The following is a 13,975-nucleotide window of genomic DNA, read 5'->3' on the forward strand; positions in this document are numbered from 1 at the left end:
TGGGATACCACCACCGGCAAGGAAATTAACACCCTCACTGGGCATACAAACGGGGTTTGGGGTGTCAGTTTCAGCCCTAATGGCAAGCTGCTGGCCACTGGCAGTGAAGACTACAGCGTGAAACTGTGGCGGTGGGATTTTGATTATTTAGTTAAGGAAGGCTGCAATTTCATCGAGAATTACCTCAAACCTAATCCTAATGATGAAGAAGCCCTGGAAATTGACAGAGACTTATGCAAGAAGCTTTGATAGTTTTAGATGGAAAACTGCATAAAAACCCCCAGTTTACTCCTATATAAAAATCAAACCTTTCCCAAACCCTTACCCACCATCAACCATGACAAACCAAACCCCCAACTTCTACGCCCTCCTCATCGGTATCAATTTCTATTTCCCCCATCGCTTACCAGAAGGTAACTACTACAAAAACCTGCGGGGATGCGTTCAAGATATTAACCACGTCGAAACTTATTTAAAAGACACCTTCAATCTCACCTCCGACCAAATCATTAAACTCACCGCTACAGCTTCCGACAATCCCAACCAACCCCAAGAACCCCCGGAACTTTTACCCACTTATGAAAATATTGTTGCCAAATTCAAAGAACTAACTGCCAAAGCCCAACCGCCAGATCAAGTCTATATTCACTACTCTGGCCACGGGGGACGGGCGAAAACAATTTTTGAAAGCCTCAAGGGTTTTGGTGCATTAGATGAAGCCTTAGTTCCGACAGATATCGGTCAACCAAATTCCCGCTATTTGCGCGATATAGAATTTGCTAAATTGCTGGAAGAAATGGTGGAAAAAGAGTTAGTTGTCACCCTCGTACTCGATAGCTGTCATTCCGGTGGTGCAACGAGAGAAATGAGCGGAGATGACCGGATTCGCGGGGAAGGGTTTATTGACACCACTCCTCGACCTACGGATAGTTTAGTCGCCCCGCTTCAGGAATTAGCCCAAAATTGGCAAACTTCAACAGAAAATAGCCGCAATATTACGGTTGTTAATGGTTTGTTACCCGAACCCAAAGGTTATACCTTAATCGCTGCTTGTCGGGATCAGGAATTTGCTTATGAAAAGGTTTTTGAAGGGACAGAACGCAACGGTGCTTTGACTTATTTTTTATTAAAAGCTTTGCGACAATACGGGACAGAAATTTCTGTAGAGGATCTGTTCAATCAAATTTCTAATCAAGTTCACAAGGAATTTGAACGACAAACACCCATGTTGATGGGAGAGACTGAACGTACTTTTTTTGGGGGTCAGTCTGTTGGTGCTAGCCGTAAGGTGCCGGTGATGAAAGTAGATATTAAGACAAACAGAGTTCAGCTACAAATGGGACAAGCGAGCGGGATTACAAAAGGGGATGAATTTGAGATTTATACATTCAGAACGATAGATTTTCAGAACAGCGAAAACCGCATCATGAGAGTTAAAGTTGTAGAATTGGGAGCATCAGACTGTTGGGCAGAAGTAATAGAAATACCTGGTCTTAGAAGCCTCCATCCTAAGTTAGTAGAAGTAGCAGAAGGAACGATTGAAATTGGTTCTCCTGCTGTTTATGTATCGCCAGGGTTAAAGCAAATTCGCAAAGTTAGAGTTATTCTGCCTGACCCGTTACCACCATTTCCGGGTGTCAATATTGCATTACTTCCTACAATTCTTGAACAGGTGAAAACACAAGTTGAAGGTCATCGTTGGATAGAATTCTGCTCGGACGAAGAAAAAAATGAAAATGTGGATTATTTTGTTTTCCTTACTTCAGATGGCGAATATCTAATTTTAGATGAGAATAAGGAGCCAATCAAAAATCTTCTTTTTTCGATTAAAGTCGATGAACCCGAAGCATCTAAAAAGCTAATTAATAGATTAATCCATGTTGCTAGATATGAGACTATTTTAGATTTGGATAACGAGGATGCTTTTGCTAGCTTAAATGGTAAACTTAAGGTTGAAGTGGTTAAATCAGTTAAGCGGAAACCTGTAGTTTTGAATGCTGATGCTAAAGTTCCTGTATTGGAAGAAAAGGAAAAAGGTGTTTACTTAATAATTCGCAATGAATCTAATCGAACTTTAAATATTACTGCCTTGAACCTGGATGCGGATTTTAGTATTTCAAAATTCTATCCCAAGGGTGTTCCTTATGATGTGGTAGAGCCAGGACAAAATATAAGAAAAGAACTCAAACTATCATTACCACAAAATTATGAGGAAGCGGCAAATATTATTAAAGTATTTGCAACGGTGGATGGTACGAATTTTCAGTTTTTGGAATTGCCAGCCTTAGACCAATCTCGGAAAGGATTTGGGAAGAAAAGACCGACCAATGCTTTAGAACAATTATTGGCGGCAGTTGTGGATGAAAATAACCCTCAACGAAAGATTACGGTTGTGATTGATTCTAGTGAGGAATGGACGACGGAAAAGGTGGAAGTAGTGGTGAAAAAGAGTGGGGTTTGATTTAGAGAATTTTTTAAGAATGCTCCCAAAGCCTATATCCCTCTGCGGTCATTGGTGTTTATCTGCGGTTGTAAGTCAAAAACTTGTTATTCCTGGAAAAGATTAGCCTAATCCTAATCTCAATCCTTTTTCAAGATAACAAGTTAAACAGGACTTACGCAACTGGCACATGGTGATGAGTCCGATCGCCCGCAGGGGGAAAATGTGACCGGGACGGCGCAAGTCTTGAGGTTTGGTGTCCGGGTGGATGGCGACTTGGATGGTGCGGGCGCGGTCTTCGGCCCAGATGCCGGTACTGACGCCGTTGACTGCATCGATGCTGACGGTTGCAGTGGATAGCGGAGGTTTACCGGGTAACGATCGATCGCAGAAGGTTTTGGCTGAATTTAGGTTATTTGTCAATTCGCGATCGGGCAAAAGCAATTCCGAACGAAGGATGAAATTTCTAGTTTTAAGAAATCCTAGACTCGTCAACGAAGGCTTTTAACTCAATAGCATCGTGACTGCAAAACACGCGCACATCTTTACTATGCTGCACCGATAATGCGTGCAGCCGACCTTGATTGAGCAACCTAGCCTTGCGATCGACCTCCATCATCCATTGGTAGGCGCGCAGACCGGGCGTGCAGCGTCGGTTAGCGGCATCCATCTCGTGTCGGTAGAAATAGGCATCGCCTGCGTGCAGAAGCCAGCCATCGGGTGTATCAATGGCAATGCCAGCATGACCGCGCGTGTGCCCCACCAACGGGATTAGCAAAATCTCCGGCGGCAACCCGTCGAGGTCGCGGACAGCTTCAAAACCAAACCAAGGTTCGCCACCCGCCGAATAGTATTTCCACCGTTTGACTTCATCCCACTGCCCCGGACGATAGCGCCTTTTTGTGATGAAACCGTGCCGATCCTGTGCGGCATCGATTTCAGCCTGCATGACATGTACCGTTGCTTCAGGGAAATCCTCTAGACCACCGGCATGATCGAAATCGAGGTGGGTTAGCACAATATGGCGCACATCGCTTGGTGAAAATCCGAGCTGTTCAATTTGATGGATGGCCGTGTACTTGCGATCGAACTGGATATTATTAAAATGGACGAAAAACGGGCTGAGCCGGGAGTAAGGGGACTTGATATCGCGCAATCCGAAGCCCGTATCAATCAGAACCAGTCCCTGATTCGTTTCAACAAGCAGACAGTGGCAGACGAGGTGAGCCGTCAGGCCGCTACTGAAGCCATCGAAAAGCGCCCCTCCAATGGGACACATACAGCCACAATTGAGATGATGAATTTGCATAATTGTCCTGTACTAAATTACTTAGGCGGGAACCACTTATTCCTCAGTTCGCATCCAAGCCCGATGCTGCATAATGGCATCGATGAACGCCGGAGGAAACAGTGCTAAATCGCCACTACTGGCAGAAGTAAACACGCTTTTATCGGCAGCGACCTTACCATTATCTGCGATATTGATTTTCTTTAAATCTGCACTTAAGAATAGATCGATACCTTCACTCAAAGTGGCGATCGCTTTGCAATGCTTAAACGGAGCGGTGAGCAAATGAAATAAAATTGCAGCAGTTTTCAGGGGCTGCGGCTTGGGCCATTTGACCGCGAATTTCAAAGGTGGTACCCGCCACGTGATTTATCCGTGGAATCAATCCAAAATCGCAAATCGAAAATCACTTATTGCCCCCGCATTTATCCGTGGCGTCAATCTAAAATCTAAAATCTAAAATCTAAAATCGATTGACACTGCGGTTATGGCTGAATCGCATGAATCAAATTGGGAAACTTAAGCCCATCTTGAATCAACAAGACGGGAATATTATTTCCTGCCAGGTCATAGTGACCATCAGAGGTGTATAACTTGACTTTAAAGCCGCGCACGTCGCTTATTAGACCTCTTTTAAAAAAAATATGGTATAATAAAGGATTTGGCTTAAGTGGAGGAAATTGCAGGTTTAGCTAATTTTCAGAACCTTTTGCTCAAAACAGCATAAAATGCTAAAAAGGTGTTTTGTAGTTACACAATAAATCAATCATCAACAATCGATTTTCTCAAAATTTGAAACCGGAGCAATTTAAACGGAGATTTGGTGTCCAGATTCAAACGTTTAAAGAAATGGTTAACACTTTAGAACAATTCCGGGAATGAAAATCCTCAAGATCAACGAGGACGCCGAAACGCCTTAACTCTTGAAGAACAAGGTTTAAGCTGTTGTGCATCTAATTTGACATTCAATTTTTCTACAATTATTGTGGGACGGGCATCCTGGCCGTCTCTGTATTCAATTTAGATGCGTAGCAGCTTAGCGGCCTTGGAATATTGGCTAGAATATCGAACCTATTTTCATCGGGGGATAAATTGGGGAGTATCCCAATCAACGAGCGGGCCGAATTGTAACTAACATTGAATTCACTTTAATGAAAACGGGAAAGTTTGGTATTCCTGGGAAAAAAGCATTGTTCAAAGGTTTTGGACCTCAGCAAAGTTGTGGTAATGGATGTCACAGAAACAGCTATCGAACGCCCACAAAAAAACCGACAAAATACTATTCATTCAATAAAAAACACCACAGCCTAAAAATGCAAGTGGTGATTAATCAAGAAAGTAAACAGATTATTTCCCTAAATTTGGGACCTGGCATTGCCACTATTTCAGCTTTAAAAAAAGCAATGTTCATTTCCATCCCTCAACCGATAGTTTACAAGATAGTGGCTATCAAGGGATAAAAGATTATCACTTTAATAGCTCGACTCCTAAAAAGAAACCTAAGAATGGGAAGTTTTCTCTTTTAGAAAAAGACTACAATCGAGCTTGAACCCCGACTCGAATAGTGATTGAACATATTAATAGGAGTCTAAAAGTTTTCTGGGGCATTTGGTCAAGTCGTTATCGAAATCGTCGCCGCCGTTATGGTCTCCGTTGTAATTTGTTGTCAGCACTTTACAATTATGAGTTAGCTCTCAGGTGGAAAATTCAAAAGCTTTAATTATAACATAGAATTTTTTGCAAGAGGCCTATTAAAATACCGAGATTCCCAGTGCTTGAATAGCTTCTTGCAAAAATGAGAATAGCTGGGGTTTTGAGTCAGAACCTGTGGGCGTGCAGTACCCCACTAAACTGCGAACCAAATTTGACAACACCAGCGAAGGCTGGCTAGTGCAGCTATATAGCGCCGCCGCCTGCTCTGCGTGCTCGATTCGTCTCACGCCTGGACTTTTTTGTAGGGCGGTGGGTTCGGTCTCCTACTGGCGGTGGGGTGGTTTAACCTCCCCAGTTACAGTCCGTCCAGGACTTATGTGCCGTCAACAGCTCCCCCTGAAATGTGGATTGATTAGCTCATATCATTTCCGGTTACACTGGAATGATGTTGACGGTTGACGGTTGACGGTTGACGGTTGACGGTTGACGCCGTGAACAGTCAACGCCGTGAACAGTGAACTGGAATTTACTATTCCGATGCTAACGGATTTGATGTCAGTCATTGCTAGAAGAGTGGCGATCGCGCAACTCCTGTTCCCGATTTGGCTGATCCCATACCGTCCCCAGTGCAATATCCGTGTAGAGAGAAAATTCTGCGATCGCAATTTACACTGATATAGATATACGGGTTTTCTGAGAATCAAAGGAAAACTAATGATTTGAATTTGAAATTATTTGGCATATCCATGTAAAGCGATCGCAAATTTGTGCGAATTCAAGGATACACTTAAGTACATAGAATTTTGGCTCTTAATAGATATTGATCTATAGAAGTTACTGCGGGACAGCGACACCTTCTAGCCCCATTCGGAGATCGGCCATCTCTGAATCCCCTGCCGACAGGTGTTCCCGTAACACCTGTCGGCAGGGTTGAAGCGCTGCACCCTTACTTCTTAAAGCTCACCGATCACAATAATCGCTCTTCGTTAGAGGAGGCGGAAGGAGGTATTCATGGATTTTTTTTCCTTGTTCTTAATGGACTTCGTTAAGCAGTTGCAGTCCCCAACACTCGGGTTTTTGATTGGTGGTATGGTCCTTGGCGCTCTCGGTAGCGAATTGGTAATTCCAGAGGCGATTTCTCAGATCATCGTCTTCATGCTGCTCATGAAAATCGGTCTGACGGGTGGTCAGGCGATCCGCAATTCCAACCTGACGGAGATGGTGTTACCAGCAGCGTTTGCTGTAGCAGTAGGGATTCTTGTTGTATTCATCGCGCGCTATACGTTAGCCAAGCTGCCGAAGGTCAACACCGTGGATGCGATTGCGACCGGGGGATTGTTTGGTGCTGTGAGTGGCTCTACCATGGCTGCAGCCCTGACGCTACTGGAAGAACAAAAGATGCCATACGAGGCATGGGCTGCCGCACTCTATCCCTTCATGGATATCCCAGCGCTCGTAACGGCGATTGTGGTGGCCAACATTTATCTCAACCAGAAGAAGGGTAGTGCAGCAGCCCACTCTACCGTGCAGGAGTCTTTCAGCAAGCAGCCCGTTGCAGCAGGCGATTATCCCGATCAGCAAGATTATCCCCGCAATCGGCAAGAGTATCTCAGCAAGCAGCAGAAGCCTGCGGATAATGGGGTCAAAATATGGCCGATCGTGCAGGAAAGCCTCCAGGGTCCTGCCCTATCGGCAATGTTGCTCGGCATTGCTCTTGGCCTGTTCACCCAGCCGGAAAGTGTCTATAAAAGCTTCTACGACCCCCTCTTCCGCGGCTTGCTTTCGATCTTGATGCTGGTCATGGGTATGGAGGCTTGGTCAAGACTGGGCGAACTACGTAAGGTGGCCCAGTGGTACGTCGTGTATAGCGTAGTGGCACCGCTGGTGCATGGGTTCATCGCCTTCGGTCTCGGCATGATTGCCCACTACGCCACGGGATTCAGCCTGGGCGGTGTTGTGATCCTGGCCGTCATCGCCGCCTCCAGTTCAGACATCTCCGGTCCGCCCACGTTGCGAGCCGGGATTCCGTCGGCCAATCCCTCCGCCTACATCGGCGCATCCACAGCCATCGGTACACCCATTGCGATCGGCTTGTGTATACCGCTCTTCCTCGGGCTGGCCCAGGCGATAGGCGGCCGCTAATCCCAGACGGGTCCCTGTCTGTCGGCGCTCCCTTGACCCGGCAGACCAAGCGACTCAATATATAAGATCAACATACCTAGGTAAGGAGGTAATCAACATGCCCAAGGCAGCCAAAAAGCTTGTCATCGTCACGGAAAAGATTCTGCTCAAAAAGATCGTCAATATCATCGAAGAAGCCGGGGCAACCGGTTATACGGTTCTGGAAACCGGCGGTAAAGGCAGTCGCAACGTGCGCTCGTCGGGACAACCCAACGTTTCTGACATCACGGCGAATATAAAATTCGAGGTGCTCACCCCGGATCGGGATATGGCCGAGAATATTGCGGATCAGGTCGCAGTGAAGTTTTTCCTCGATTTTGCGGGGATGATCTATATCTGTGACGCGGAGGTACTGTACGGGCACAGTTTCTGTGGACCAGACGGCTGTTGAATCGAGACGACACAGACCTAAAAAGCCGGGGCATGACCCCGGTTTTTAGTAGCCGTATTTCTGGCCTGCGGGACTTGGGTCTCAGTTGCAGTCCCCAACGCTCGGCTTTCCGATCGGTGGTATGGTCATTGCCGCTTTATCTAAATTTGAAACCGGAGCAATTTAAACGGAGATTTGGTGTCCAGATTCAAACGTTTAAAGAAATGGTTAACACTTGAGAACAATTCCGGCTAGAAAATCCTCAGATAAACGAGGACGCCGAAACGCCTTAACTCTTGAAGAACAAGTTTTAGCGGCCTTGGAATATTGGCTAGAATATCGAACCTATTTTCATCTGGGGACAAATTGGGGAGTATCCGAATCAACGATTTTCCGAATTGTAACTAACATTGAATCAACTTTAATGAAAACGGGAAAGTTTGGTATTCCTGGGAAAAAAGCATTGTTCAAAGGTTTTGGGCCTCAGCAAAGTTGTGGTAATGGATGTTACAGAAACAGCTATCGAACGCCCACAAAAAAACAGACCAAATACTATTCATTCAATAAAAAACACCACAGCCTAAAAATGCAAGTGGTGATTAATCAAGAAAGTAAACAGATTATTTCCCTAAATGTGGGACCTGGCATTGCCACTATTTCAGCTTGAAAAAAAGCAATGTTCATTTCCATCCCTCAACCGATAGTTTACAAGATAGTGGCTATCAAGGGATAAAAGATTATCACTTTAATAGCTCGACTCCTAAAAATAAACCTAAAAATGGGAATTTTTCTCTTTTATAAAAAGACTACAATCGAGCTTGAACCCAGGCTCGAATAGTGATTGAACATATTAATAGGAGTCTCAAAGTTTTCTGGTATTTGGTCAAGTCGTTATCGAAATCGTCGCCGCCGTTATGGTCTCCGTTGTAATTTGTTGTCAGCACTTTACAATTATGAGTTAGCTCTCCGGTATAAAATTCAAAACCTTTAATTATAACATAGATTGTTTTGGCAATATATCTATTGGATCTGGCGAACTGGGAAACCCTGTAACTGCAGAAAATCGCACCCGCACGGGAGTTGTTACCGCTGCTATTGAAGAATTTATGCTTTAGTTAATTCGGCAAAGGATTAATAGAGTTGAAAATAGCCAGGTGCCTTAAAGAAACCTGCGCGAACGACTTGTTTTGGAATGCGATCGCGCTCAAAATGCAGTGTTTGATCCTCGCAAAATAAAAATTTCTACCAGAGTCGCCCTCCGGGAAGCGGCCTGTAGAGAATCATTGATGTTTGTGACATCAACCCCTTGATTTGTGGTAAGAAACTCGCTAGTTTCTTGACGTGGTGGATCGAGAGCGCTGTGTTTGCTTTTTTGGTTGATTGGAGTAGAGTCACCCCTAAATTTCTGGCTTTGTGCGATCGTGTCGCTGTCTTTACAAATCCGTAAGTTGCTAACACGGGCGGAAATTATTGGTTAGCAGAGCCCGGTTCAGTAAGTTTACTGTGCAGTTCGGCAGTGACGGTATCAGGTAAAACTTTGCTCGCGCTGGCCAGAATCTTTGTCTTGAGTGAACCTGCAATGATGTTGTCCTTACCGGCCATCAAGGCTTCAAATCCCTGTTTGGCAACCTCGGCTGGATCGTCTTTCTTGTCGGCGCCGACCTTTGTGTCGTCCATTCCCGCCCGATGGAAGAAGTTAGTATCGGTTGGGCCGGGCATGAGCGAGGTGACAGTTACCAAAATAATTGGGTTTAAAGCCCCGTCCTTGTAGGACGGCTTTCTGTGTTATACTTACGCTGACACGACAGGCGTAACTATGTTGGTATTTGAGGCAAAACTTGAGGGAACGCAGCAGCAGTACCAGAGGCTAGACGAAGCCATCCGCACCGCTCGCTTCGTTCGCAATAGCTGTCTCAGATACTGGCTCGACAACTTGGGAATCGGCAAGTACGAGTTAAGTGCCTACTGCGCTGTCCTAGCCAAAGAATTTCCTTGGGCTGCTAAACTCAACTCGCAAGCGCGTCAGGCTTCTGCCGAAAGAGCTTGGTCTGCAATTGCGCGGTTCTACGACAACTGCAAAAAAGGCAAACCAGGGAAAAAGGGCTTCCCGCGTTTTAAAAAACATCAGACGCACGACTCTGTTGAATATAAAACAACAGGCTATAAGTTGTCGGATGATAGACGTACTATCACTTTCACTGATGGGTTTGAAGCCGGAAGTTTTAAGTTGTGGGGAACTCGCGACTTGCACTTCTACCAATTAAAGCAGCTTAAGCGCGTGCGTGTTGTTCGTAGAGCCGACGGTTACTACGTTCAGTTTTTGATCGACCAAGAACGACTAGAAAAGAGAACGCCAACTGGTAAAACACTAGGTTTGGACGTTGGTTTGACTCACTTCTACACAGATTCAGACGGTCAAACAATTGAGAATCCGCGTCATCTGAGAAAGTCCGAGAAAGCTCTCAAACGACTGAATCGGCGTCTTTCGAGAACAAAAAAAGGCTCCAAAAATAAAGCCAAAGCAAGAAACCGATTAAGTAGAAAGCACCTCAAAGTAAGTAGACAACGTAAAGATTTTGCCGTGAAATTGGCAAGATGCGTAATCCAGTCTAGCGACTTGGTTGCCTACGAAGATTTGCAGGTGCGAAATATGGTCAAAAATAGAAAGCTAGCTAAATCTATTTCTGATGCTGCATGGTTTGCTTTCCGTCAATGGTTGGAATATTTCGGCAAAGTGTTTGGAGTGGTAACAGTTGCTGTACCACCGCACTACACTTCGCAAAATTGTTCTAACTGTGGGGAAATCGTCAAAAAGTCTTTGAGTCAAAGAACGCACCGCTGCCAACATTGCGGTGTTGTACTCTTACGTGACTGGAATGCCGCAATCAACATACTTGAGTTAGGACTTCGTACCGTGGGGCACACGGAAACGTTAAACGCCTCTGGAGACATCGACCGCTGCATTGGTGAGGCAACTCCTCAATGTAAGTCGAGTCGTGGAAAGAGGAAGCCTAAACAGTGATGTTTAGAATCCCCGACCGTTTACGGCGGGGAGGATGTCAAACCTGTATCTTTTAACTCATTGCGGAGTGCCTCGGAAAACGAGTGGATGAAGGCTTTGGATGCTGCATAGACTGCCTCGAATGGGCCCGGCATTAGGGCGGCAATCGACGAAGTGAATAGAATCCGTCCCTGGCCTCGATCGACCATATCCTTAACTACCCGTTTAGCCAAATGCACAGACGAGACAACGTTGAGGTTAATTAGATTTAGTTCGTCCTTTAAGTCTGTCTCGCGGGCAAAGTCGCCACCGACGCCGACACCGGCATTAATTGCGATCGCATCCACTGGCCGATTAGTCGCTTTTATCTGGTTGTAGAGCGTCTCAACACCGTCGTAGGTAGCGAGGTCTGCCTGCACTGTCTCGACTTTGGCACCGAGCCCCTCAAAGGCTTGAGCCGCTTCCTTGATGCTCGCTCCGGTGGCGGTGACTAGGAGATCGAATCCGTTTTGAGCGAACTGTTTGGCGAGTTCGTAGCCGATACCGTTAGAGGCACCCGTCACGACAGCCAAGGGCCGGGTCAACGAACTGTTTATAACCATCTAAAATCCTCTGTAACTGCTTCACGCTCGTTTGTTTAGGCTTGCTTCTCTGTGTACCCGACAATCTTTGTGGACGGTGGGCTTTCAACTTTTACAATGCTAGGAAGGTAGAAGTGCGATCGCATCTTTCCCAGGACATAAGCTGTTAGGCATTTAAAGACGGTATAATCGCAAACAAGCTTCATCCAATTAGTCTAAAAATGCCTGCATAGAATCAACTCAGAGAAAGAGCAAATAGAGAAACTATCGAAAGCCTTAAAAAACGCATAAAATGGGAATTTTATATCAAAAATTATGATTTTCTTACTGACTGATGCAATAAACTATAGCAATCCTAAATTATTTGCATAATTATTTAGGATTGCTATATATGTAGAAAATGCGCGTAGATATGACTAATAACTCTTTTGATAATTATTGGGGAGCCGCCATTATCTGGCGCTAAATCGGATGCGATGAGAGACGGGAGATGGAAGAGGGGAGATTGACTCGGAAGATTAATCCTGGGCTAAAAACATTTATCTCTGGTGGAACGGGCAGGAGGCTTGCCCAGGGATAACAGTGGCTGATGTCAGTTATAACTCACATCTTGCACCATTCTCAAGAACAGGCAAGATGCCTGTTCCACAAGAAAATCTACTCTTTGTGGAACAGGCATCTTGCCTGTTCCTAAAAGGCTAATTGAGAATGGTGCAAGATGTAAGTTATAACTGAATCTCAGGCACTGTTCTCAATCAGACCCAATCAACCTGGTAACAGCGACGAAAAATTTCAGATACCAGGTCGATCGCACAGCAAGAAACCAAGCGGAGGACGCCAAGAGTGTAAGATGTCAGTTATCACCAATACTTTCTGTTGGCGATTGCCCGACGGCACCGAAAATTGAAAATCTATGACAGCCAATTGCTGATTCTGCTGGCTTCATGTTATAGTGGTTTTCCAAGAATTAAATTCGGTTGCGTAGTTTGTTGGTGTTTATTTACAAGCGTCTCTCCGAATCTAAGTCTCTGCACCCTAATGATTCTGGAGATTTTATGTCGATTTACGTGGGTAATCTTTCATATGAGGTAACATCAGAGGACCTCAACGAAGTATTTGCCGAGTACGGTACTGTAAGCCGCGTCCAAGTGCCAATGGACCGGGAAACAGGCAGGATGCGGGGTTTTGCTTTTGTGGAAATGGCAAGCGAGGCAGAAGAAGCAGCAGCCATCGCAGCTTTAGACGGTGCTGAGTGGATGGGCCGTGACTTGAAAGTCAACAAAGCCAAACCTCGCGAAGACAACAAACGCCCGGGTGGCGGCGGCTGGGGCGACAAAGATCGTTCACGCGGACGCTACTAAACTTTGAGACTGAAAATTTGAGTTTTGGTAGTTGACGGCAGGTGCGAATGCTGCTTTTTTTTCGGGTTGTTCGATCGACCCATCAAATAAAACTCCCAAACCTCTCGCATCAGTTTTGCCCCCTCCTTCGAGGGGGCTTTGTTTTTGGCGAAAAATCCCGCGAGGTACGTCGGCGGTGCAGTTCCCAGTCTAGTTCGTGATTCGGTACCCTCTTAACTGCTTTTTTTAAGAGGCTGTCGGGATTTCGCGGCTCGACTCCTGTAAACTCTCAAACTAGAATTAAGCAGCAAGAAAAGTTAGAATAACGGCAAAACTGAATATTGCCCAGAACAGCCAAACTATCTTTACCGAAGATTAGTCGAGAAAACCAGCCGAATATCAGCCAATATCTTGATTTTGCCTCAATAAAGATGTCCAAGGTCTACAGCACGGCGGAACTCATTAAAATCCTCGAAGAAGAGCGCCAAGCCTGCTTGCATGGGCGGCGCCTCAACTTGACTGAAACTCCTGCTACAGGCAACCCCGTGATTGACCGCTTTCTCAAATCTGAGGGAGTTCAGAAGTTCACTGCTTATCAAAATTTTAAGGCTGCGGTGCACGAATACCAGCGGGAACATCAAGTTTCTGGGGTTGTCTGGCGGGAAATCGCGGTTAAAGGCAATACTCTACGCTATCCGGCAGTGGATGACGAATTAATAGCTCTACCGGTTGATTTGATTACGTTGAAGGCAGCTAAGATTTCTATGTTGGAATTCTGGCAGCAGGTAACTGCCGGGATGGATTTGTATTTAAGCATTAACAGCGGAAAGGATTTTCGATCGATCGAGCCGGTTGATGTAGAAGCTATAGCCCAGCGCACAGAATGGGCCAATCTCTCCAAGTGGGAAAAGTTGGATTTTCTAGAAATTTTGTTGCAGTTGGGCTGGGGGAAGCCGGAGGAAGCTTATTATAAGCGGGGATGGCCAACCTCGGGCAGTGAGTACATTCACGCCGTCAAACCCGGACAGCGGCCGATTTGTTAATTAGTCAGTAGTCAGTAGTCAGTAGTCAGTAGTCAGTAGTCAGTAGTCAGTAGTCAGTAGTCAGTAGTCAGTAGTCAG

General features: G+C 45.6%; 13 protein-coding genes and 3 pseudogenes. 10 read left to right on the plus strand and 6 right to left on the minus strand.

Annotated elements, in window-relative coordinates:
• Together QUB16_RS12790 and QUB16_RS12795 are read left to right on the plus strand one after the other, a co-directional pair.
• Positions 1-249: hypothetical protein (locus QUB16_RS12790; protein ID WP_333316491.1), on the plus strand; the 249-nt coding region annotated here is incomplete at its 5' end.
• 88 nt (positions 250-337) lie between these two features.
• Positions 338-2,461 (plus strand): caspase family protein, encoded by a 2,124-nt coding sequence (locus QUB16_RS12795; RefSeq protein WP_333316493.1) that lies wholly within the window; start codon positions 338-340, stop codon positions 2,459-2,461.
• 186 nt (positions 2,462-2,647) lie between these two features.
• Here QUB16_RS12795 and QUB16_RS33580 read toward each other — a convergent pair.
• The 4 genes and pseudogenes from QUB16_RS33580 to QUB16_RS33585 all read right to left on the minus strand — a co-directional run.
• Positions 2,648-2,788, minus strand: a pseudogene (locus QUB16_RS33580) (3,4-dihydroxy-2-butanone-4-phosphate synthase); the annotation flags it as partial.
• A 124-nt stretch (positions 2,789-2,912) separates the two neighbouring features.
• The gene (locus QUB16_RS12805) at positions 2,913-3,749 is read right to left on the minus strand and encodes an MBL fold metallo-hydrolase (protein WP_333316495.1); all 837 of its coding nucleotides are present in this window, start codon (positions 3,747-3,749) and stop codon (positions 2,913-2,915) included.
• Positions 3,750-3,785: 36 nt separating this feature from the next.
• The gene (locus QUB16_RS12810) at positions 3,786-4,076 is read right to left on the minus strand and encodes a hypothetical protein (protein WP_333316496.1); all 291 of its coding nucleotides are present in this window, start codon (positions 4,074-4,076) and stop codon (positions 3,786-3,788) included.
• 137 nt (positions 4,077-4,213) lie between these two features.
• The gene (locus QUB16_RS33585; RefSeq protein WP_445251119.1) at positions 4,214-4,342 is read right to left on the minus strand and encodes a catalase; all 129 of its coding nucleotides are present in this window, start codon (positions 4,340-4,342) and stop codon (positions 4,214-4,216) included.
• 154 nt (positions 4,343-4,496) lie between these two features.
• On the opposite strand from QUB16_RS33585, the pseudogene QUB16_RS12815 reads away from it, so the two are divergent.
• From QUB16_RS12815 to QUB16_RS12835, 5 genes and pseudogenes are all read left to right on the plus strand, one after another.
• Positions 4,497-5,448: pseudogene (locus tag QUB16_RS12815) on the plus strand (transposase family protein).
• Between the two features lie 440 nt (positions 5,449-5,888).
• The gene (locus QUB16_RS12820; RefSeq protein ID WP_333316498.1) at positions 5,889-6,056 is read left to right on the plus strand and encodes a hypothetical protein; all 168 of its coding nucleotides are present in this window, start codon (positions 5,889-5,891) and stop codon (positions 6,054-6,056) included.
• A 336-nt stretch (positions 6,057-6,392) separates the two neighbouring features.
• On the plus strand, positions 6,393-7,523 hold the full coding sequence (locus tag QUB16_RS12825) for a sodium-dependent bicarbonate transport family permease (RefSeq protein WP_333316500.1): 1,131 nt from the start codon (positions 6,393-6,395) through the stop codon (positions 7,521-7,523).
• Between the two features lie 97 nt (positions 7,524-7,620).
• Positions 7,621-7,953 (plus strand): P-II family nitrogen regulator, encoded by a 333-nt coding sequence (locus tag QUB16_RS12830; RefSeq protein WP_333316502.1) that lies wholly within the window; start codon positions 7,621-7,623, stop codon positions 7,951-7,953.
• Between the two features lie 128 nt (positions 7,954-8,081).
• A pseudogene (locus QUB16_RS12835) lies at positions 8,082-8,923 on the plus strand (IS5 family transposase).
• 476 nt (positions 8,924-9,399) lie between these two features.
• Here the strand turns inward: QUB16_RS12835 and QUB16_RS12840 are convergent.
• A complete protein-coding gene (locus tag QUB16_RS12840) occupies positions 9,400-9,609 on the minus strand; it encodes a hypothetical protein (RefSeq protein WP_333316504.1) in 210 nt (69 codons plus the stop codon).
• Positions 9,610-9,748: 139 nt separating this feature from the next.
• Between QUB16_RS12840 and QUB16_RS12845 the strand changes: the two genes are divergently transcribed.
• The gene (locus QUB16_RS12845) at positions 9,749-10,954 is read left to right on the plus strand and encodes a transposase (protein ID WP_333316506.1); all 1,206 of its coding nucleotides are present in this window, start codon (positions 9,749-9,751) and stop codon (positions 10,952-10,954) included.
• A 20-nt stretch (positions 10,955-10,974) separates the two neighbouring features.
• Here the strand turns inward: QUB16_RS12845 and QUB16_RS12850 are convergent, their stop codons facing one another.
• On the minus strand, positions 10,975-11,535 hold the full coding sequence (locus QUB16_RS12850; RefSeq protein WP_333109804.1) for an SDR family NAD(P)-dependent oxidoreductase: 561 nt from the start codon (positions 11,533-11,535) through the stop codon (positions 10,975-10,977).
• A gap of 1,034 nt (positions 11,536-12,569) precedes the next feature.
• Between QUB16_RS12850 and QUB16_RS12855 the strand changes: the two genes are divergently transcribed.
• On the plus strand, positions 12,570-12,875 hold the full coding sequence (locus tag QUB16_RS12855) for an RNA-binding protein (RefSeq protein ID WP_333316508.1): 306 nt from the start codon (positions 12,570-12,572) through the stop codon (positions 12,873-12,875).
• Between the two features lie 410 nt (positions 12,876-13,285).
• Positions 13,286-13,897 carry a hypothetical protein gene (locus QUB16_RS12860; RefSeq protein ID WP_333316510.1) on the plus strand — a complete coding sequence of 204 codons (612 nt, stop codon included), beginning with the start codon at positions 13,286-13,288 and terminating at the stop codon, positions 13,895-13,897.
• Positions 13,898-13,975 lie beyond the last annotated feature (78 nt).

Origin of the sequence: Microcoleus sp. D3_18a_C4 (assembly GCF_036702415.1) — a bacterium.
In the GTDB taxonomy this organism is placed as follows: Bacteria; Cyanobacteriota; Cyanobacteriia; order Cyanobacteriales; family Microcoleaceae; genus Microcoleus.

Coding starts and splice junctions, on each gene's coding strand:
- QUB16_RS12795 (WP_333316493.1), top strand. CDS start 338: ATGACAAACCAAACCCCCAACTTCTACGCCCTCCTCATCGGTATCAAT.
- QUB16_RS12805 (WP_333316495.1), bottom strand. CDS start 3,749: ATGCAAATTCATCATCTCAATTGTGGCTGTATGTGTCCCATTGGAGGG.
- QUB16_RS12825 (WP_333316500.1), top strand. CDS start 6,393: ATGGATTTTTTTTCCTTGTTCTTAATGGACTTCGTTAAGCAGTTGCAG.
- QUB16_RS12830 (WP_333316502.1), top strand. CDS start 7,621: ATGCCCAAGGCAGCCAAAAAGCTTGTCATCGTCACGGAAAAGATTCTG.
- QUB16_RS12840 (WP_333316504.1), bottom strand. CDS start 9,609: ATGGACGACACAAAGGTCGGCGCCGACAAGAAAGACGATCCAGCCGAG.
- QUB16_RS12845 (WP_333316506.1), top strand. CDS start 9,749: ATGTTGGTATTTGAGGCAAAACTTGAGGGAACGCAGCAGCAGTACCAG.
- QUB16_RS12850 (WP_333109804.1), bottom strand. CDS start 11,535: ATGGTTATAAACAGTTCGTTGACCCGGCCCTTGGCTGTCGTGACGGGT.
- QUB16_RS12855 (WP_333316508.1), top strand. CDS start 12,570: ATGTCGATTTACGTGGGTAATCTTTCATATGAGGTAACATCAGAGGAC.
- QUB16_RS12860 (WP_333316510.1), top strand. CDS start 13,286: ATGTCCAAGGTCTACAGCACGGCGGAACTCATTAAAATCCTCGAAGAA.